A 17,896-nucleotide genomic window follows, 5' to 3' on the forward strand; every position below is an offset into this window, starting at 1 on the left:
GTAAACGTCACAAACCATCTAAGTTATTAGCCCATAAACGTCACTTTGCAAATAAGGCCGTCTTGCACTTCGTAAGCTGCGATCACTTTAATACTGTTGTCTACCTCTTTGCTTGGTAATGTCGAAGACTCAGCCAACTCATGATCAATCAAAAAGTGCTCATGGACAATGCGCTTTAATGAAGTTGCGTGCAAATAGCTTAGGCTAGCGAATTTTTTACCATAGCGTTCAATCAAGGCGTCTTTGCCTTTGAACACCAAGGTTTGTGATTGATAAATTTCTACGTCATCGCTGTACGTCGCTGCAAAAGCGTCAATATCTTGATTGTTATAGGCTTCAAGTTGACGGTCGACAATGGCAATGGTGGCTTGTTCTATTTCTGTATGCATAAAGAAGGTCCAAATTATTATTAACTTGGACCGGTATACTATACAAACAAATGTCGAGTGTTAACCGTTAGACATGAAAGATTTCCACCAAAAGGCATTATTATGCGCCTCTCCAGCAGTAAGTACTTCACCAACAATAGGTGTGTTGATTGTCACTTGATGCTGTTGAGCGGCTCTAGATACACGCTCTAACGGCTCATACCAAGCGTGGAATGCCAAGTCGAATGTCCCATTATGAATGGGCAACATGACCTCTGCATTCAAATCAATATGTGCTTGCACGCTTTGTTCGGGCGTCATATGGATATCAGCCCAATCTTTGTCATAAGCACCAGTTTCAATAAAAGTGTAATTAAATGGCCCATAGCGTCGACCTATGTCTTTAAAGCCATCGAAATATCCAGAATCACCGCTAAAATAAAGACTTTGCTCACCCGCTTTTATTACCCATGAACCCCACAGCGTTTTATTCCCATCGCCCAGTCCCCTGCCAGAAAAATGCTGTGTCGGTACGAATGCGACCAAACCCTCACTGTCAACATGCTCCTGCCACCAGTCAAATACTTTAATCTTGGCTTTATCCACTCCCCACTGAGCAAGATCCCCTTCCACGCCAAGTGGAACAAAAATTTCCTGCGTTTTATCCATCAAAGCCAACACGCTGTCTTTGTCTAAATGATCGTAGTGATTATGAGAAATTAAAATGCGCTCAATAGGCGGTAAGTCTTCGAGAGAGATAGGCGTTTCTTGAAAGCGCTCAGGCCCTGCAAAACTAAATGGCGATGCGCGTTTAGAAAACACCGGATCTAACAACCAATATTTGCCATACACTTTAAGCAAAATAGATGAGTGACCTAATTTGATCATATGTACTTGTGTGTCCGACAGCTGTGCCAACATAGATGGCGTCTGTTGTACCATGGGTAATGGCTTGCTCGGCACAGGCGATACTTTTGATTCCGTTATAAAGCGCCAAAAAATGCCCAGCGTTTTACTTAAACTTGGTGGTTGGGTTTCGCTGGTGTTGTGAAACTTCCCCTCTTTAAATTGTGTTGAGCGATAACCCGTTTCATTCACTTGCGCGTCTAAGTTTGACACCATAGAACATCCTCCGACCGTTAATCCAAATAATAGTGCTGCTACAAAAGACACTTTATATTTAGCTTTCATACGCCACCACCAAAAGTAAACTACACGGTGCAGTTTTTCACAATAATCAATAAAAGTAAACTACACAGTGCAAGTTTTTTTGATTTCAGCTACACTATCCCCATCAAAGTGAGGAGTTAATTGATGAAGCTATCAGAGAAAAAGCGCTTGCAAATCATTCATGCAGCAGAACATTTATTTGCTGAACAGGGTGCGCAACAAACCAGTATGGATTTGGTTGCCCAAACAGCAGAAGTATCTAAACGCACTGTATATAACCACTTTGATAGCAAAGAAGCACTACTTTACGCCGTGATTGAAAACATGCTCAGCCAAGTAACCCAAGACCAAGAGCTTGTTTATACGAATGACAAACCTATGCGCGATCAGCTTATCGACATCGCAAAATCAGAGGCAGACATGTTAACCTCTGCTCCCTTTTTGCGCATCGCGCGGGTGGCATTTTTAGAGCTGTTGCAAAACCCAGATATGGCTGCACACTTAAATAACACCAAAGTGGGCTGTATGCGCTATTTCGAAACCTTTATTGACCACGCAATAACCGCAAAGCAACTGGAAGTCGATGATATTACTTTCGCAGCCAAGCAATTTGTCTTTCAGTTAAAGTCCTTTATTTTTTACCCTCGCTTGTATGGTTTTAAGCTTGATGCTCACATCACCCAAGACAAGGTCATTGAAGAAACCGTCGATATGTTTTTAGCCCGCTATCAAGTTAACAGTGAGCGATAAATGAAGTTAGGTAAACGACTTGCAGAAATTAGTCAGCTTGTAGATAACCAGTACACACATATTTGGGACTGCTGTTGTGATCATGGCCTACTGGGCGCCAATCTACTTGATAAAAACCTTGATGCAAAGGTACATTTTGTTGATATTGTCCCCCATTTAATGGAAGCCTTAGACGCGAAACTGGCACAGTTTTACGCTCACATGCAAACTCAATGGCAAACCCATTGTATGGATGTTGCAAAACTCCCGCTTGAGGAAAAACCAGGGAAGCATCTTGTGATTATTGCCGGTGTTGGCGGTGACCTATGTGGTCGATTTATCAAACAAATACTCGCCAATAACCCAAATTCTGACATCGAGTTTTTACTCTGCCCAGTCCATCATCTCTATACCTTAAGACAAGCGCTTAATCACCTTAATTTGAATCTGATTGATGAGGTATTAATTAGTGAAAATAAGCGTTATTACGAAATACTAAAAATCACTAATGACCATTCAGCTACAACACACTCTATCTCGCCTGTAGGTGAAGCAATCTGGCAATATAGTGATGCGCAATCATCTGCACATGCAAAAGCATATTTGAATAAAACCATCGCTCACTACCAACGTATTAATCGCGGTGACAATGACGTGTCAGATATTATTGCAGCGTATGAAGGTGTGAAGGTCACGCCCAAAAACTAGTGCAGAGCTTGCTGCACTGGCGAAATGGCCGATGGTTTTATTGCAACCACCGGCCCTTCTCAAAAATGGAATATTCTTATTATTTTTTAATCGTAAAAATATCGCGATGTAAACCATCGGGAAAACATTGTCTGTCCGTTTTCACGCCTCCTAAACGCTCAACCAGTGCCCGAGCGGCTGTATTGTCATCATTCATGTAGGTTTGAACCTGTGTAAACTCCAATACATCATAAGCATATTTAATCGCCGCTTTAGACGCTTCAAAGGCATAGCCTTTGCCTCGCCCCGCTGGCAGTAACCACCAAGTGAGCTCCGTTGGCCAATTGTATCCGCGCCAAAAACCACACGTGCCAATATAGTGGCCAGTTTCTTTCTCTTGTACAGCCCACACCCCAAAACCATATAAAGCCCAACACCCCAGATCGGCTTTAAGTCTAGCGAGTACTTTTGCTGGCTCAATCGGCCCGCCGTACATTTTTGATGCACTACCATCGGTATAAAACTGCAAATAGGCATCTAGGCACGCTTCATTTGGCGCAACTAGCCTGAGCCGTTCAGTGTCCAAGGTTTCAATTGTTGTCATTGCATATCCCGTTGTGATGTTATTTTGACAGCGCTAACCTTGCTGCCAGCGCCAAAAACAGCGCACCTAAAATGCCATCAAAATGTTGGCTGATCTTAATTTTTCTAGCAAATACCTTTGCTACCTTACTGAAAATAAATGAAAAAACAAAGTTAACCAGCAATACAATCGTACATAGCAACACACCTAAAGTGATGATCTGCATACTCATTGGCTGCGCATCATTGGTAAATTGTACTAAGAACACGCTAAAAAATAAGATGGCTTTTGGGTTCATCAAATTGTTTAAAAACCCTTTTAAAACCAGATTACTAGACGATAGACTCGGGACTTGCGCCGAGTTTTCAAGCTGTTGATTATTCGCCCACCATGTGCGCAGCATAGTCACACCGAGCCATGCCAAATACAGCGCACCCAGCATTTTTATAATCATGATCAAAGGAGGAAACTGTTGCATTAGTTGACCCAGTCCCAAAGCGACAGCAAGAGTTTGTACAATGCCAGCTAAAAAAATACCCATGGATATCCTCACTCCTGCTAATACACCTTGCCCAGACGCGTAAGCAGAAATAAGCACCAGATCGGGCCCAGGTGACACAGCCAGCATTAAACAGGTCATCACAAAAAGTGGCAAAATTGAAAGTTCTAGCATAAATACAATCTCCATCGTTATTACTGCAAAAAACCGACAAGTTTGCCACACGTACTCCCTTTAGATAAATACGTCTTAATGATTGATTTTTATATTTTATGTGTAGAGTTAAGTCTTAGAAGCCTGCGCATGATCGGTTTCACATCTAGTTTTACTGACCGATTGCTGAGCCGAACCATACCAGTTCACTTTGCGAGTTAAAATCATCACCAAAGACAAGACTATAAAGCACATCAAGCTACCCATTAGCAGTGCATAATCCTCCGCCCCTAACATGCCATACAGCAGGCTGTATAACATCGTCAAGCCAAGGCTAAAGTACACACCTAATTTGGCACTGTTTAATACTCCAGCTACATACCAGCCAAGCAAACCTGTTGCACTCAATGTAGAGATTACATACGCAAAGCCAAAACCTAGATGCTCACTCAGTGAGATCAGTAACAAGTAAAAAATGGCCAAGGTGAACCCAACAAAACCGTATTGAACAGGGTGGATAGGCTCTGAGCGCACCAATTCGAGTAAAAAGAAGCTTGCCATTACAAGTAAAATGACCAAAAGTGCATAATTAATAGCACGATGGCTTTTTAAATAATGATCAACTGGGTCAACAAGGGCAACGCCCATGGTACGGTTCGTAAGCTCTGTACATTCATTACGCATCACGCAACTGGTAAATATGCTTTGCATGTTGGTAGAAAAATAACTAGCTTGCCAATGCGCTGTAAAAGCTTCGTCACTGATGTCTGAACTCAGTGGTAAATACTCTCCTTCAAAACTAGGGTGAGGCCAGTTTGCTGACATGCTTACGTGTGTTTCACTGCCAAGCGGGGATACAGCAAGACGCATCATGCCTTGTAAATGTAAATCAGCAGAGAAAGCCAATGTTTCTTGTGATAACGCAGAGACAGAGATTGGCGCATGAACTCCCTCTTTTATGCTGGTCAGCAAGGTGCCAGGCAACATGTCTACTTCTTTGTTCGCTACTTTAAGCACTGAATCAAGGCCTATACCGCGAATATCTTGAATACCAAACACCAAGTTTACTGACAGCACCTTGTCTGTCTCAAGCTCATTGAGATGCGCCACTGAAAACTCACCGGAGATGGTATTAATAGAGCGGTATAAAGTGGCTTTATAAATGCTACGATACTTCTCAAACGTATCTAACTTTGCATGAACTTTCAGTGTATCAGGCAGAACAAACGCTTTGTTCTTAATGGTTTTAGTTTCCTGATTACGTGTTACTTCCCGCTCGTACTCTATATATAAAAACGGGCCAATCAGACGCTGCTCGTCACTGCTGCTTTTGGCAATTTCTTGTTGCACTTGTTGCTGTATTGAACTTCGTTCATCAATTAAATCGGCAATGAACATGATGGGGATCATCAGAAAAATTATCACCCCAATCAGCGTGACAAATTTAATTCCGATTTTTTCTTTATTTTGATTATTCATAATTAACTCCTCAGGTTTGCCAACACTGTATCAATCTCGTTTGGTGTCTCTGTGGAGTTAATATGGAGTCTTTATGGAGATTTAATCGCGAGAGTGACTTCAACGCCCTCTGGCTGATTACAAACATTTAGATAGCCAAAATGCAATTTGGCCACTTGCTCAACAAAATTCAGCCCAAGCCCTGTGCTTTTATTGCCATTGGCTCTTGGCAGTGAATAAAACCGCTCTGTTAAACGAGGTAATGCATACTCGGGTATTTGTTCGCCTTGGTTAAAAATCACAAAGCAGCAATGCTTGTCTCGCTGCTCAATGTTCACGCTGAGTTCACCACCCTCGACAATAAAATCTAACGCATTATCAAACAGATTCAATAAGGCTTGGCGCAGTAAAAACTCATCGCCCACAAGGGCAACATTTTGACTGTCGTCAAACTGATATTGCACTGATTTTTGTTCAAATTTGATGCTCAATATATCTGCTACATAATTGACTAAATCACGACTTCGAATATCACTGGTTTGCTCAAGTTCCGGTTGCTTTTCAAGCTTTGCCAACACCAATAATTTATCAATTAAAGATTGCATACGCGCAGACTCGCGCTCAATGTTGCTTGCAAATCTTTGTCGCTTGTCCTCTTCAAGCGGCATTTGGAGTAGTTCACTGGCGCCCTTAATCCCAGAGAGCGGGCTCTTTAGCTCGTGAGTTAATGTTTCAACATACGTGGCGACATAATCTTTGCCATCTAGCTGGTTGCGCATGTCCGAGAGGGCATCACTGAGCTGGGCATATTCGTAAAATACTCTAAATGCCGGCTTGCTCGCCTTTTCGCCCTGTCCCATTTTATAAGCATAGACAGACAGTTTTTTCAGTGCGGAGTTGATCCGCCAAGCCACTACAGCGCCAACTAACAACACCATCACACTCATTATGCCCAACCAATTAAAAACCCGTTGTTTAGACAAGTCTATAAAAGGCTGAACAGAGCGATTTGCCTTAGCAACCGTCAAGCTGCCAATCGTTTTACCCTGATGGATAACCGGGGCAGCCACATGCATCACTGTTGAGCGTGGATCATTGGGATCTGAGACGGTTGAACGCGCGCCGTATTCACCTCGCAAAGTCAGGTAAACATCATTCCACCGAGAAAAGTCGCTACCAATATCTTGTTGCCATGAGTCCGCAACGACTATTCCATTACTGTCAGTAACATAAATACGATGGGTCATCGACTTTTTATCAACTCCCCAAATCGCCGCATCTACACTACGATTGCCAAACTGCTGGAGTAAATCGGCTATCTTACTGTTTTGCAGTGTGTCATTTGCCAAATCATCCGCAACCAATACCGCGAGCAAATTCGCCATATCTACCAAGGTTTCTTCTGTGGTCTGCCTAACTGTTGGCTTAATTTCTTTGATGAGTGTCGAGCTCACGAAGTAAGTCGTCATGATCACAATAACGAAATAGAGCACAAATAATCTGATCCCAAGCGGGATTTTAGGCCATCGCTGCATCATGACCCCGAGTATTCGAAGTAATACCCAAATCCACGTTTGGTTTTAAGGTATTCGCTCATATCTACCGCTTTAAGCTTGTTACGAATGGCTTTAATATGGGAATCGATATTACGCTCATAAGCCTCTTCTGCTGGCATCTGGGCAAAATCCATCAATTGTTGACGGCTCAATATACGCGGTGACGACTGTACCAGTGCGTCCAACACCTTAAACTCCAGCGCAGTTAAACCAAGTCCAACACCATTTTTATAAAAATCGAAGTTTTCAGATATTAAGCTGCTGGATAATTTCTTTGCCGCGGCGGGTAATGATGTCTGACGAGGCTTGAGTCTGAGCTTTACTCGAGCGAGCATCTCTCTTGGACTAAATGGCTTAGTGACATAATCATCGGCCCCAATCTCTAACCCTACAACCCGGTCAATTTCGTCAGCACGGGACGTTAAAAATATAATAGGCAGTGCCGAAAATTCACGGATCTGTTTACATAATTCAAAGCCATTACCATCTGGTAAGCCTACATCTAGAATTAACAAATCAGACTGGTTAGTTTTTAGGTGAGCAAGGCCGGCCCCCGCAGTATTGAACCAGACGACATGAAAACCATCCATTTCAAGTACATGTGTTAATGTATCTGCAATCGCTGGCTCATCTTCTATGATGACTATATTCAAAAGGCCTCCGCTGTAACAGGCTGTCAATATGCTTAGAGTTTAAAGCGCACAGTATAGGTGAGAGTAAAATGATAAACTACAAAAAACATATTAAAAACCAGATGTTATGCCTATAGCCCAAATCAAGTTTCGGTAAATTTCACCAGCTTCACTGCAACAGGGCTCTCTAACTGCTCAAGTGTATTCATAATACATTGGTAAGACCATCGTGTAGAGCGATTACCAGATCCGGCGCCAATCAAAGGCATCGCAATGTGCTTGTAGCCTTGCTGCTCTGCAAGTGCGATGGCACTTTTCACAGACTGTGTCACTGAGTACTGTGTCGCAAACCAGCATAAATTAATGCCGGCAACATGAATAATACCTTTGTAATCCAAGCTGCCCGCAGAGGTCAACCTGGCTTCACCAAGGGGAATAGCGCCAAATTTTGCAACCTCTTTGAAAGGCACAGTCCCCGCTTTTCGCTTAATCGCCCCAGATACGCCTTGCGGAAGTAATAACCACCAAGGAATGATATTGCGATTCCAACTATTTACAATCGCATCCACTTTTTGCTCCAACAAATCGCCATGTACCACGGTGACATCAATACTCATAATAGCTGCTGCTCCACTTGCGTAACTATTTCCCCAATCACAGGCATAACCGATAACACCAACAATCCGGCCATGGCATAATTAAATACTTGCCTTGCCCTACTTTGGCTAAGCACACGCTTTAGCGCTGTGCCACATAACAGCCAACTGCCAACACAGGGAAATGCAGCCACCAAAAAAACCAATGCAATGGTGATATTTTGCACCATATACCCTTCTCCCACCGATGTAAAAGCGGCAATGGCACCTGTTGCAACAACCCACGCCTTAGCGTTGACCCATTGAAATAACGCACCATTGATAAATGTCATGGGCCTTTGCGCTTTGTGTTCCATTTCACCAGCCGCGGTGCGGGCAATTAGCCATGCCAAATACAACAAATAAAGCACACCAACACACTTGATGATGAAATGAAGACTCGGGAAAAGCGTAAAGATCCGACCGAATCCAAGCCCTACCACCATCAGCATGACGCTAAAGCCCACACAAATACCGGCTAGCAGAGGCAAGGTCTTTTTAACACCAAAATTTACCCCGCTGGTCATCACCATAATATTATTTGGCCCTGGTGTAATTGAGGTAGAAATGGCGAATAATGCCACTGCGATGATGTATTCCATCTTCTTTAAATCCTTTCGTTAATGCCGACTTACCTATTTACCTAATATTCATACACATTAGTTCAAGGTTTGTATATAAAAAAGACAACCTTTAGCAATTGTGTCCACAAAAATCATTTTTAAGGAATTTTTTATTCCAAACATTTTGCGCAGCCCTACAATTCTGCAAGCCTTGGACTAGAGTTAAGAGTGAGTATAGTAATTAATACTGATTTGTATTTGGTTAAGGACTGAACAGGGAAAAGATATTTATGACTTATACTAAGCTACTTGTCGTCGATGATGATGCCATTGACAGAAAAACCGTCATTAAGACGCTCTCTGGCGAGCAACAGCATTACGATATCGTAGAGGCAACTAGCCTAGTAGAAGCCTATCAATTAATCCAAGACATGCAGTTTGATGTCATTTTGCTCGATTTTAATATGCCTTTGGTCAATGGTGTTGAAGCCATCATTGAACTGCGCGGTGACAACCACCTCAAGCATACCGCCATTGTGATGATCAGTAATCTTTATGATCAACAGCTTGTACTGGATTGTATCAATGCCGGAGCGCAAGACTTTTTACTCAAACATGAGATCACCAGCTCACAACTTGCACGTTCTATCTTGCAAGCAAGAAAACGTCATGAGCTTGAGCAGCAACTCCATGATAGCTATCAACATATTAAAGATTTAGCCGAAAAAGATACCCTCACAGGACTGCACAATCGCTTTCACTTTGAAGAGATGCTCAATCGCCTGCTAGTGTCCCGTACAAGGAGAAATGAAGAAATCGTCGCGGTGATGATGCTCGACTTAGATAAGTTTAAACACATTAATGACCATTTTGGCCATGATGCTGGCGACCGACTGCTGATAGCCGTTGCGGGCAGAATTAAAGAGATCCTGCGAGAGAACGAGTTGTTGGCACGTTTAGGTGGTGACGAATTTGCTTTTGCCTGTGGTGAGCTCACCAGTATTTCACAAGCCAAAGTCATTTCTAAACGAATTTTAAGTACGTTTGAAATCCCATTTGAGTTAGATGGGCATGCCATCCATTGCACTGCAAGCATTGGCATCGCTTTGGCCCCTATTAATGCCGAGCACGCGCAAGATTTAATTAAACTTGCTGATATCGCCATGTATCGCGCCAAACGTCAAAATAGCGAGCATATTGAGATTTTTCAAGATAATGTACAAGAGACGTTTTTGCTCAAATACAGGGTAGAATCTGAGCTCAGGCAAGCTGCATTTAATCAAGACTTTCAACTCAACTACCAACCCATCATCAACAGTAAAACAGAAAAAATTGAGATCATAGAAGCTTTGATCCGTTGGCCTTTTGCACATACGACGCAACTGCCAAATGAATTTATTCCTATCGCTGAAGAAACAGATCTGATCCAATCAATCGGTAAATGGGTACTAGAATCAGCCCTTGGGCAATTTGCGGATATGCTAAAAGCAGGCTGCTATGACTTTAAGCTGGCGATAAATGTCTCGGCAAATCAACTTGCTACTGGCGGCTTTTCCTATATGGTAATTGACGCACTGAGCCAATTGAATATTCCAGCAAATAAATTGATCCTAGAGCTTACAGAGTCAGCCTTATTGCAAGATTGCTCCATCATCAATGAAACTTTAACCACCCTGTCAGAGCATGGGGTGAATCTAGCGCTGGACGATTTTGGCACTGGCTTTTCATCACTTCCCCATTTACTGAAATCACCCATCAAAATGGTGAAAATTGACCGCTCAATCATTCAAAGCATCTCACACCCGGACTCAACTAATCATGATATGCTCAAAGGGTTGGCCTACATGCTCTCCAAACTTAACTTTAAAATGGTTGCCGAAGGCGTAGAGACAGCACCACAAACCTCGGCCTGTAACGAGCTGAATATCCATTATTTGCAAGGGTATTTGTTTTATCAGCCCATGACGGAGCAAAAAGTAAAACAGTTACTTGATGATGAGCAACGAAGCTCAGGGCATTTATCTGTGGTAAACAGTGAATTACCACTTAAGCAGCCAAGTGATAAGAATAACAACTTATAAACTGTGTAAAGAGCGCCAAACTGCGCTCTTTAATAATGTATTTAGGCTTTTTTCACAAACTTTGCGGTAACCATCATTTCGCCTACACCGTCTACTTTGCAATCAAGTTCGTGGTCTTTTTTATCTAGAACACGTCTTACCAAAGCTTTGGTGCCAATCTTAATCACTTGTGAGCTACCTTTAATTTTAAGATCTTTTACTACAGTGACTTTGTCACCATCCACAAGCAAGGTGCCGTTGGCATCTTTGACTTGCGGCGTATCATCTTCTTCTACCTCAGACGGGTCCCACTCATATGCACACTCAGGACAGATCAACTGACTTTGATCTTGATATACATACTCAGAATTACACTTTGGACATGGAGGGCACGACATATTTTACTGCCTATATAACATTCTTTGTGGGCATGATAATGCCTAGACGCCGACATCGCGAGGAAAAATCCCCGCAATATGCAATTTTTTAGGCTAAAACACGCATTTTAATGATATTGGTCAAACTAAAAGGCGAGCTGAATTGCTGCACATATTCATTAATACCCGACCAGCTCGCCATACCCTGTACCACTGTAACCACCTGAGCTCGTTACGCGACCTTCCCAATAAGGTATGCTGAGTTTATTTCTCGAATCTGGATTTACTGCTTTTATTTCAATAGGTTCAAAACCATCTACAGAGAGTTGCCATGCAATTGGGTAAGCCACGCCTTCCAACTCTATGCGCTTGGTTGCTACCAGCTCTACTTGCTCGTTGCCAAATGCATGCGTCTTGCCATCAGGGTCAATAGAGGTTGCACTACAGTATTCATACCCTTTACCCGCAGCATAAATACAAAATGCCATCAAGCCGCCATCTTGAGGGTCCTCGCCCTGCAAACTAAACCAATCCCACCCAGTTTGCTTCGGGTTAATAAAAGCAGCGGACCACTCCCTATCTAACCAAGCTCGACCCGACACAGTATGCACTTTTTGGTCAAAAACGAGCTCGCCACTCACCTCTAAAAATGGATAGCTGTAATACATGGACGCATGGCCATCTTGCGTTTTTTGGCTAAAACCGTGTTCACCATGCAGTACTCTGGGACTATTATCCATTTTAAGCGCAACACGATAACCATCTTGACTGGCATTTAAACTCAACGGCAAAAAGGCGTCCCCAGTACTTTGCATCGACCAATTTTTCAGCCTTGCCTCAAAAGGCGATGCTTGAATAATCACATCTGAAGCACGTCCTGATTTTTCAAAAGCGACATGTTGTGTATCGGTTTGCACTGCAAAATGCGCAAAATAAAATTGCCCATCCCACCAAGGTCCTGTTGGATCCGCAGACAGTTCAGATCGGCTTACGCGAAATAAGGTCCATTGCACTCCAAAATCTTGGCCGCTGTCACTTTTAAGGTTTGCAGTGACGTACCACCACTCGATCCCCTGAGCAGGATGTGCGCCATGATCTTCTGGAAAAGTTAATACCGTGCCTGCACTCACAGGGTCGCCACTTTGCATCGAAAATGGATGGGTTGATTCTAGCTTTTGGGCAGGTTCGCTACACCCTTGCAATAAACTGGTGATACAGAGCCACACGCATAATTGAACTATCGTTTGTATTTTCATTCACTTCTCTACAACTGAGCCACACTGTCTGCAACATTTCGCTTTAATAGCCGTAATATTGGCAATGTTCCTACTACCATGGCAAGCACCAGCACCACTAAACTAAAAACCAATATCCCCCACCAATCAAGTACCATGGCCATACTCCAACCAAATGCCAGTGGCATCACGTATGTCAACAACACCCACCCTAAAAGAATACCCAATGGGATCGCCAAGGCGATGGTAACAAGCAATATAATTAAGGTTTGGCCTAGCTTGGCTGCCAATAACTGCAATCGCGTTACACCTAAAGTCTGTAATGTCGCCATTTGCTGAAGCTGCTGCCTACCCAGTGTTAAAAAGCTCACCCATACGCCAAATAGTGCAATTAACATGATGAACAGATTTAGGGCGTGAGTCACACTAAAAGTATTCTCAAACAGCTGTTTTGCGTACTGTTTAAATACTTTATTTATGCTTATTTGGGTGCTTTCTATGGACAGCTTTTCTACCAAGTACTTGGTCATATCATTGATATCTACATCAGGCGCTAAGGTCAAAGAAAAACCAAACGCTTGATAATTAAAGTCACTGCTTTCAATCACACCGGTTGTGGTAAGTAGTGTTGCCTCTTGCTCTCCGTAATCGTAAAAAATTCCCGTAATTTGACAACTAAACTGCTTATAGCCCTGCTGAATTTGCACAACCTGAGCGACATCTAAACCATATATTCGCCACCCTGGTTCATTCACTAAGCACTGGTCGATAGCGCCAGTTTTACTGGACAAGTGATCACTTGTGACTGCTTTCCCGCCCAGTAGTTTAACCTGCTGGTGCAAGTGTGCATCGCGTCCAAAACTAAGCAGTTTTATGGGTACAGTCTCTTTTTCACGAATAACCTCACTGCGAGCTTGCCAATAAACCCCGACGCGTTCAATCTCTGCCATTTGTTCAAGAGTATGATGCATGCTGCTCGACACGGCTGCAGGGCGCACATAAAGGTCGGCACTGAGACGATTTTCTAAATGACCATCCAATGTCTGACTAAAGCTTTTCACCATCACCAACATACCGATGGCTGCGCCCATGGCCATTAATGTCGCAAGCACGGCGCTCAACAGCGATTTAATCTGACCCTGACTATCGGCTTTGAGCCATAAAACCAGTACAGAGTTCGTCGGCCACTGACAAGAGAATACCTTAGAGATAATGCCTGGCGTGATACAAAAGAAAATCAGCAAGATCACCGCGCAAAGTAGTAAGGCCAACAGCTTACTTTGCGCCAGCAAGGCAAGCAATACTGCGCCAATGCAAAGCGCAGCTAAGCACAACCAAAAAAACAACTTATGCTTTATCACCTCAGACAAACGATTCGATAAGAAAAAGATCGACAAAACAGCTGTATTAAGCGCAAATCCTAATGCCACCATGGTCCAGTCTAACTCAACGGTCAAACTTCTATCCAATTGATAGAAACTGCGCAGAACTTGAGTCACATCGACCACCAGAATATTGGCAAGCGTCACGCCAAGTAGCGCACCAAAATAAGCACATAATAATCCTAAAGTGCCAAGTTCAATGAACATGGCTTGCTTTAGCCTAATTGGCTGGCAACCTAATAAATATAACTGTTTGAGTTGAGCGGCCCGAGAGGCAAAGGCCAATTTAATGGCATTAAAGCTTAAAAATGCCCCGACGATATAGCCGAGTAGCGCCAAGGCCTGTAAGTTAAAGAAAAACGGCCCTGAGAGTGTATCGAAAGCCTGAGCATCTGCCCGCTCAACTCGGGCTTGCCTTGTTAATAATTCAGTCAAAACAAGCTCAGCAGCATCATCTAAATCAAATACTTCTAGATAGCTCACCTCACCTTGCGCATTGAGCAATTTATCTGCCAAACTGATGTCCATCAGCGCTTGAAAGCCCAGACCTTCAATAGGCGAAACAGCATAACTCACGTGATTTAATTTGAGTGTGTTGCTACCCAGCCGTGCAATTAACTTTGGGTCCAAATAAATCGTATCGAATAGTGGGCTTGCTTGGCTTCCTACCTCACTATAATTAGACTCTTTTTTGCCCGTCCCTGATTGCGAGATCCAGTGTAATAAATTCACCCCTTTAATATTGAGCCATTTGCCACTCTCAAGCTGTACTCGGCCTTCAAGCACCACTTCAAATTGCGTCTCAGTTTGCCGTGATAGCTGCTGCCTAACAGCAACAGGTAAGCGCTCGGTGCCAAGGTTCGGTTTGATAAAGTGGGTAACTGGCACTGCCAATAATGCACTGCTATTTGAATAACGTTTTGAGGCCTCCAAGTTAAGGCCAAAGATAGCACTGATCAAAGCGGTACCTAGACTAAAGCCGAGCACAAATAATATCAGCAGGCCTTTATGCCTCAAATAAAACTGGCAAAAAGCAAAGAAGATTAGCTTAAACTCAGTCATATAACTGTCCGCTTTTTAGCCTTATTTGTCTTTCAAATTGCACAGCTAACCTTTCGCTATGTGTGACCATAATTAAGTTAATTTCGTGCTCTTTACATAAGGCTTGAAGCAGTTCGAGTACCTCTTGACTTCGTTCACTATCCAGATTACCAGTCGGTTCATCAGCTAAAATAACCTTTGGCTGATTGATTATGGCTCTGGCTATACCTACCCGCTGCTGCTCCCCGCCACTGAGCTCACTGGGAAAAGCCGACAACTTATGTGCAATACCAAGCCGAGTTGCAAGCGCCGTTAGCGTAGGTTTTGTCACTTGTAACCCATTTAGGCGCGCTTGAAAAGTGATGTTATCAGCGATATTAAGTGCTTCTAATAATTGATAATGCTGGAATATGACACCGATTTGGCGTCGATAGCGCGCCAATTGGTTTTCATCAAATTCGGAAATGACGCTACCATTGACATTAATTTCTCCACTGTCTGGTACCAATAGCCCTGCAAGTAAATTTAGTAACGTGGTTTTACCTGAACCACTGTCCCCAACTAATGCGACCTGTTGTGCATCGTGAATAGTCATAGACACGTTATCAATAATGCGCCTTTGAGCCTCACCATCGGCTCTGGAAAATACGACATCTTTTAATTGGATCATATCAGCCTCTAGATAATAACGTACTCATTATGCTTCCAAAGGCATGCTTGATCTAGTCAAACTCACTGCTTAATTTGTAACATGATATAGATAACTTTTTGAAAAAGCTCACGATTACAACTGCTAATCATATCCATCGATAGTGGGCAATAATGCAACTTTAAACCAGTAGTCTTTGAGGACTTTAAAGGCGTTTGCTAAATCATCAAATTCCACGGGCTTTTGAATGTAAGACGCCGCGCCCAAAGCATAACAAGATTCGATATCCTGAGGATCACTCGACGTTGTTAATACCACAATTGGGATTGAGCACATTTTGGGATCCGCTTTGAGATCTCTCAAAAGTTGCCTACCATCCAAGCCCGGCATATTTAAATCAACCAATGCCAATACCGGTCGTTTTAAATGCTCATGCGTGCTGTACTTTCCGCTTTTATATAAATAATCTTTTGCATCTTGCCCTGATTGACACCATTGAATTGGATTCATAAAGTGGCTTTTTCGCAAACTTCTCAGTATCGCCTCAAAATCATCAGGGTTGTCATCAACCAGTAAAATCAGGCCTAAATCTTTATCCATCATTCAGTCTCCTAGCTTTAAGGTAAAGTTAAAACAACTGCCTTGGCCAAGTTCCGATTCGACCCAAATATGTCCACTGTGCCTTTCAATAATCTTTTTAACAAACGTCAGGCCTACGCCTGTGCCACGCACGGCATCATCTTCTTCGTTAAGCCGTTTAAATATTCTAAAAATATCTTCAAAAAAACAGGTATCTATCCCAATGCCATTGTCCTTTACATAAAAAACTTGCGGCTCTAGCACCTGAGTATGCGGATTCATACTCGCTTTAACACCAATTTCGATTTTTTTACGTACGGACTGGTTATATTTAACCGCGTTAGAAATAAGATTACGAAATAACTCAGATACGCGAGGCTTGTCGCAGGTAATATGTGGCAGTGGTGTGGGGATCACTAAATCGACGCTTTGTGTTGTTTCCTCAGGTAAAGTCAATTCAGCGACATTGTCTATCAATGCATTTAAATCCACTTCTTCAACCGCTAAATCTTGGCGCCCCAGTCGTGAGTAATACAGCAAACTGTCCACCAACTTTTCCATTCGCGTACACAAAAAGCGAATTCTTGAAATTCTCCTCAACCCTTCACTGTCTAACGTGTCCGCATGATCCTCTTCTAAAAAAAGCGCATTGTTCGCAAGCCCTCTAAGGGGCTCCTTTAAATCGTGAGAAGCAATATAAGCAAATTGATCAAGCTCTGAGTTACTGATCTGGAGTTTTCTAATGTAAGAATCGATGGCTGATTCTGCTGCTTTTCGCTCAGATATGTCTCGTACTGTCCCCACAAACATGGTTTTACCTTGAACAGTCATCTCATTGACACCAAGCTCCAACGGAAATAAGTGACCACTTTTACGCCGCCCGGTTATTTCTCGCCCAATACCAATAATTTTTTTATCTCCAGTGGCATGATAATTATCTAAATAGGAATCATGTTCAGATTGATAAGGTTCTGGCATGAGCATTTTGACATTTCGCCCAATCACATCTCTGGCACTGTAACCAAAAATATTTTCAGCAGCGCTATTAAAGCCATGGATCACGCCTTTCATATCTATGGTGATGAGGCCATCTAAAACCGTATCCATAATGGTTTCTATGTGTTCTACATAAGACTTTATCGACATGTCTGCCTGCTTGCGCTCTGAAATATCTCGCACAGTGCAAAGCACAATATCATTGCAAGGCAATACACTCAGAGACAACTCCAAGGGAAACTCAGTGGCGTCTTTTTTGATGGCAATCAGCTCTATGCCAGTACGACATGGCTTTCTGTATAAAACCGCAATTTTTTCGTCCGTGATATTATGTAAATATTTAAAATACTTTTCCTGCTCAGATTGAAGAATAAGAAAAGTGATGCCCTTTCCTAGTACTTCTTCTTTACTGTAGCCAAATATGTGTGTCGCAGCGGCATTAAAGCTTAGAATTTCTCCCTGCCTGTTGGTCATAAAAATTCCATCTATGACCCCATCCATTACAGTGTCTAACTGTAACTCACCTAATTTTGTCACGCTTTAA

Annotated in this window: 18 protein-coding genes; 3 read left to right on the top strand and 15 right to left on the bottom strand. The window is 42.8% G+C overall.

What is annotated here, in order from left to right; genetic code table 11:
* Positions 1 to 26 precede the first annotated feature (26 nt).
* Complete coding sequence (locus tag AC2CZC_RS20225) at positions 27 to 389, bottom strand: nuclear transport factor 2 family protein (RefSeq protein ID WP_284018810.1); 363 nt, start codon at positions 387 to 389, stop codon at positions 27 to 29.
* A 60-nt stretch (positions 390 to 449) separates the two neighbouring features.
* Positions 450 to 1,490, bottom strand: coding sequence for an MBL fold metallo-hydrolase (locus tag AC2CZC_RS20230; protein WP_484584910.1), 1,041 nt, complete (start codon positions 1,488 to 1,490; stop codon positions 450 to 452).
* A gap of 192 nt (positions 1,491 to 1,682) precedes the next feature.
* Between AC2CZC_RS20230 and AC2CZC_RS20235 the strand changes: the two genes are divergently transcribed.
* Positions 1,683 to 2,288: a TetR/AcrR family transcriptional regulator gene (locus tag AC2CZC_RS20235; RefSeq protein ID WP_484583160.1), complete on the top strand. Its 606-nt coding sequence runs from the start codon at positions 1,683 to 1,685 to the stop codon at positions 2,286 to 2,288.
* Positions 2,289 to 2,975, top strand: a complete 687-nt coding sequence (locus tag AC2CZC_RS20240; protein WP_484583161.1) for a tRNA (adenine(22)-N(1))-methyltransferase — start codon at positions 2,289 to 2,291, stop codon at positions 2,973 to 2,975.
* A gap of 79 nt (positions 2,976 to 3,054) precedes the next feature.
* Here AC2CZC_RS20240 and AC2CZC_RS20245 read toward each other — a convergent pair whose 3' ends face one another.
* From AC2CZC_RS20245 to AC2CZC_RS20275, 7 genes are all read right to left on the bottom strand, one after another.
* Complete coding sequence (locus tag AC2CZC_RS20245) at positions 3,055 to 3,558, bottom strand: GNAT family N-acetyltransferase (protein ID WP_063363234.1); 504 nt, start codon at positions 3,556 to 3,558, stop codon at positions 3,055 to 3,057.
* 19 nt (positions 3,559 to 3,577) lie between these two features.
* Positions 3,578 to 4,210: a LysE family translocator gene (locus tag AC2CZC_RS20250; RefSeq protein ID WP_484583162.1), complete on the bottom strand. Its 633-nt coding sequence runs from the start codon at positions 4,208 to 4,210 to the stop codon at positions 3,578 to 3,580.
* 108 nt (positions 4,211 to 4,318) lie between these two features.
* Positions 4,319 to 5,668, bottom strand: a complete 1,350-nt coding sequence (creD, locus tag AC2CZC_RS20255; RefSeq protein WP_484583163.1) for a cell envelope integrity protein CreD — start codon at positions 5,666 to 5,668, stop codon at positions 4,319 to 4,321.
* A gap of 71 nt (positions 5,669 to 5,739) precedes the next feature.
* Positions 5,740 to 7,185, bottom strand: coding sequence for a two-component system sensor histidine kinase CreC (creC, locus tag AC2CZC_RS20260; protein ID WP_484583164.1), 1,446 nt, complete (start codon positions 7,183 to 7,185; stop codon positions 5,740 to 5,742).
* Positions 7,182 to 7,856, bottom strand: coding sequence for a response regulator (locus tag AC2CZC_RS20265; RefSeq protein WP_484583165.1), 675 nt, complete (start codon positions 7,854 to 7,856; stop codon positions 7,182 to 7,184). Before AC2CZC_RS20265 ends, creC begins: the two co-directional genes overlap by 4 nt.
* A gap of 122 nt (positions 7,857 to 7,978) precedes the next feature.
* Positions 7,979 to 8,452, bottom strand: coding sequence for a macro domain-containing protein (locus tag AC2CZC_RS20270; protein ID WP_484583166.1), 474 nt, complete (start codon positions 8,450 to 8,452; stop codon positions 7,979 to 7,981).
* Entirely contained in the window at positions 8,449 to 9,072 is a 624-nt protein-coding gene (locus AC2CZC_RS20275) for a LysE family translocator (protein ID WP_484583167.1), read from the bottom strand. Before AC2CZC_RS20275 ends, AC2CZC_RS20270 begins: the two co-directional genes overlap by 4 nt.
* 251 nt (positions 9,073 to 9,323) lie before the next feature.
* Between AC2CZC_RS20275 and AC2CZC_RS20280 the strand changes: the two genes are divergently transcribed.
* Complete coding sequence (locus tag AC2CZC_RS20280) at positions 9,324 to 11,114, top strand: two-component system response regulator (RefSeq protein WP_484583168.1); 1,791 nt, start codon at positions 9,324 to 9,326, stop codon at positions 11,112 to 11,114.
* Between the two features lie 41 nt (positions 11,115 to 11,155).
* On the opposite strand, the gene AC2CZC_RS20285 is transcribed toward AC2CZC_RS20280, so the two are convergent.
* The 6 genes from AC2CZC_RS20285 to AC2CZC_RS20310 form a co-directional block, all read right to left on the bottom strand.
* Complete coding sequence (locus AC2CZC_RS20285; RefSeq protein ID WP_046357933.1) at positions 11,156 to 11,491, bottom strand: zinc ribbon domain-containing protein YjdM; 336 nt, start codon at positions 11,489 to 11,491, stop codon at positions 11,156 to 11,158.
* Positions 11,492 to 11,649: 158 nt separating this feature from the next.
* Positions 11,650 to 12,726, bottom strand: a complete 1,077-nt coding sequence (locus tag AC2CZC_RS20290; protein WP_484583169.1) for a lipocalin-like domain-containing protein — start codon at positions 12,724 to 12,726, stop codon at positions 11,650 to 11,652.
* Between the two features lie 8 nt (positions 12,727 to 12,734).
* The gene (locus tag AC2CZC_RS20295) at positions 12,735 to 15,149 is read right to left on the bottom strand and encodes an ABC transporter permease (RefSeq protein ID WP_484583170.1); all 2,415 of its coding nucleotides are present in this window, start codon (positions 15,147 to 15,149) and stop codon (positions 12,735 to 12,737) included.
* Complete coding sequence (locus AC2CZC_RS20300; protein WP_484583171.1) at positions 15,142 to 15,798, bottom strand: ABC transporter ATP-binding protein; 657 nt, start codon at positions 15,796 to 15,798, stop codon at positions 15,142 to 15,144. Before AC2CZC_RS20300 ends, AC2CZC_RS20295 begins: the two co-directional genes overlap by 8 nt.
* A gap of 123 nt (positions 15,799 to 15,921) precedes the next feature.
* Entirely contained in the window at positions 15,922 to 16,380 is a 459-nt protein-coding gene (locus AC2CZC_RS20305) for a response regulator (RefSeq protein WP_484583172.1), read from the bottom strand.
* Positions 16,381 to 17,889 (bottom strand): PAS domain-containing sensor histidine kinase, encoded by a 1,509-nt coding sequence (locus AC2CZC_RS20310; protein WP_484583173.1) that lies wholly within the window; start codon positions 17,887 to 17,889, stop codon positions 16,381 to 16,383.
* Positions 17,890 to 17,896: the final 7 nt, after the last annotated feature.

It is taken from the genome of Pseudoalteromonas sp. MMG033 (assembly GCF_057197785.1).

Bases quoted from the DNA above. Each gene is read 5' to 3' on its own strand.
- AC2CZC_RS20245 (WP_063363234.1), bottom strand. From the start codon at position 3,558: ATGACAACAATTGAAACCTTGGACACTGAACGGCTCAGGCTAGTTGCG.
- AC2CZC_RS20225 (WP_284018810.1), bottom strand. From the start codon at position 389: ATGCATACAGAAATAGAACAAGCCACCATTGCCATTGTCGACCGTCAA.
- AC2CZC_RS20230 (WP_484584910.1), bottom strand. From the start codon at position 1,490: ATGGTGTCAAACTTAGACGCGCAAGTGAATGAAACGGGTTATCGCTCA.
- AC2CZC_RS20275 (WP_484583167.1), bottom strand. From the start codon at position 9,072: ATGGAATACATCATCGCAGTGGCATTATTCGCCATTTCTACCTCAATT.
- AC2CZC_RS20300 (WP_484583171.1), bottom strand. From the start codon at position 15,798: ATGATCCAATTAAAAGATGTCGTATTTTCCAGAGCCGATGGTGAGGCT.
- AC2CZC_RS20235 (WP_484583160.1), top strand. From the start codon at position 1,683: ATGAAGCTATCAGAGAAAAAGCGCTTGCAAATCATTCATGCAGCAGAA.
- creC (WP_484583164.1), bottom strand. From the start codon at position 7,185: ATGATGCAGCGATGGCCTAAAATCCCGCTTGGGATCAGATTATTTGTG.
- AC2CZC_RS20280 (WP_484583168.1), top strand. From the start codon at position 9,324: ATGACTTATACTAAGCTACTTGTCGTCGATGATGATGCCATTGACAGA.
- AC2CZC_RS20285 (WP_046357933.1), bottom strand. From the start codon at position 11,491: ATGTCGTGCCCTCCATGTCCAAAGTGTAATTCTGAGTATGTATATCAA.
- AC2CZC_RS20240 (WP_484583161.1), top strand. From the start codon at position 2,289: ATGAAGTTAGGTAAACGACTTGCAGAAATTAGTCAGCTTGTAGATAAC.
- AC2CZC_RS20270 (WP_484583166.1), bottom strand. From the start codon at position 8,452: ATGAGTATTGATGTCACCGTGGTACATGGCGATTTGTTGGAGCAAAAA.
- AC2CZC_RS20250 (WP_484583162.1), bottom strand. From the start codon at position 4,210: ATGCTAGAACTTTCAATTTTGCCACTTTTTGTGATGACCTGTTTAATG.
- AC2CZC_RS20290 (WP_484583169.1), bottom strand. From the start codon at position 12,726: ATGAAAATACAAACGATAGTTCAATTATGCGTGTGGCTCTGTATCACC.
- creD (WP_484583163.1), bottom strand. From the start codon at position 5,668: ATGAATAATCAAAATAAAGAAAAAATCGGAATTAAATTTGTCACGCTG.
- AC2CZC_RS20305 (WP_484583172.1), bottom strand. From the start codon at position 16,380: ATGATGGATAAAGATTTAGGCCTGATTTTACTGGTTGATGACAACCCT.
- AC2CZC_RS20295 (WP_484583170.1), bottom strand. From the start codon at position 15,149: ATGACTGAGTTTAAGCTAATCTTCTTTGCTTTTTGCCAGTTTTATTTG.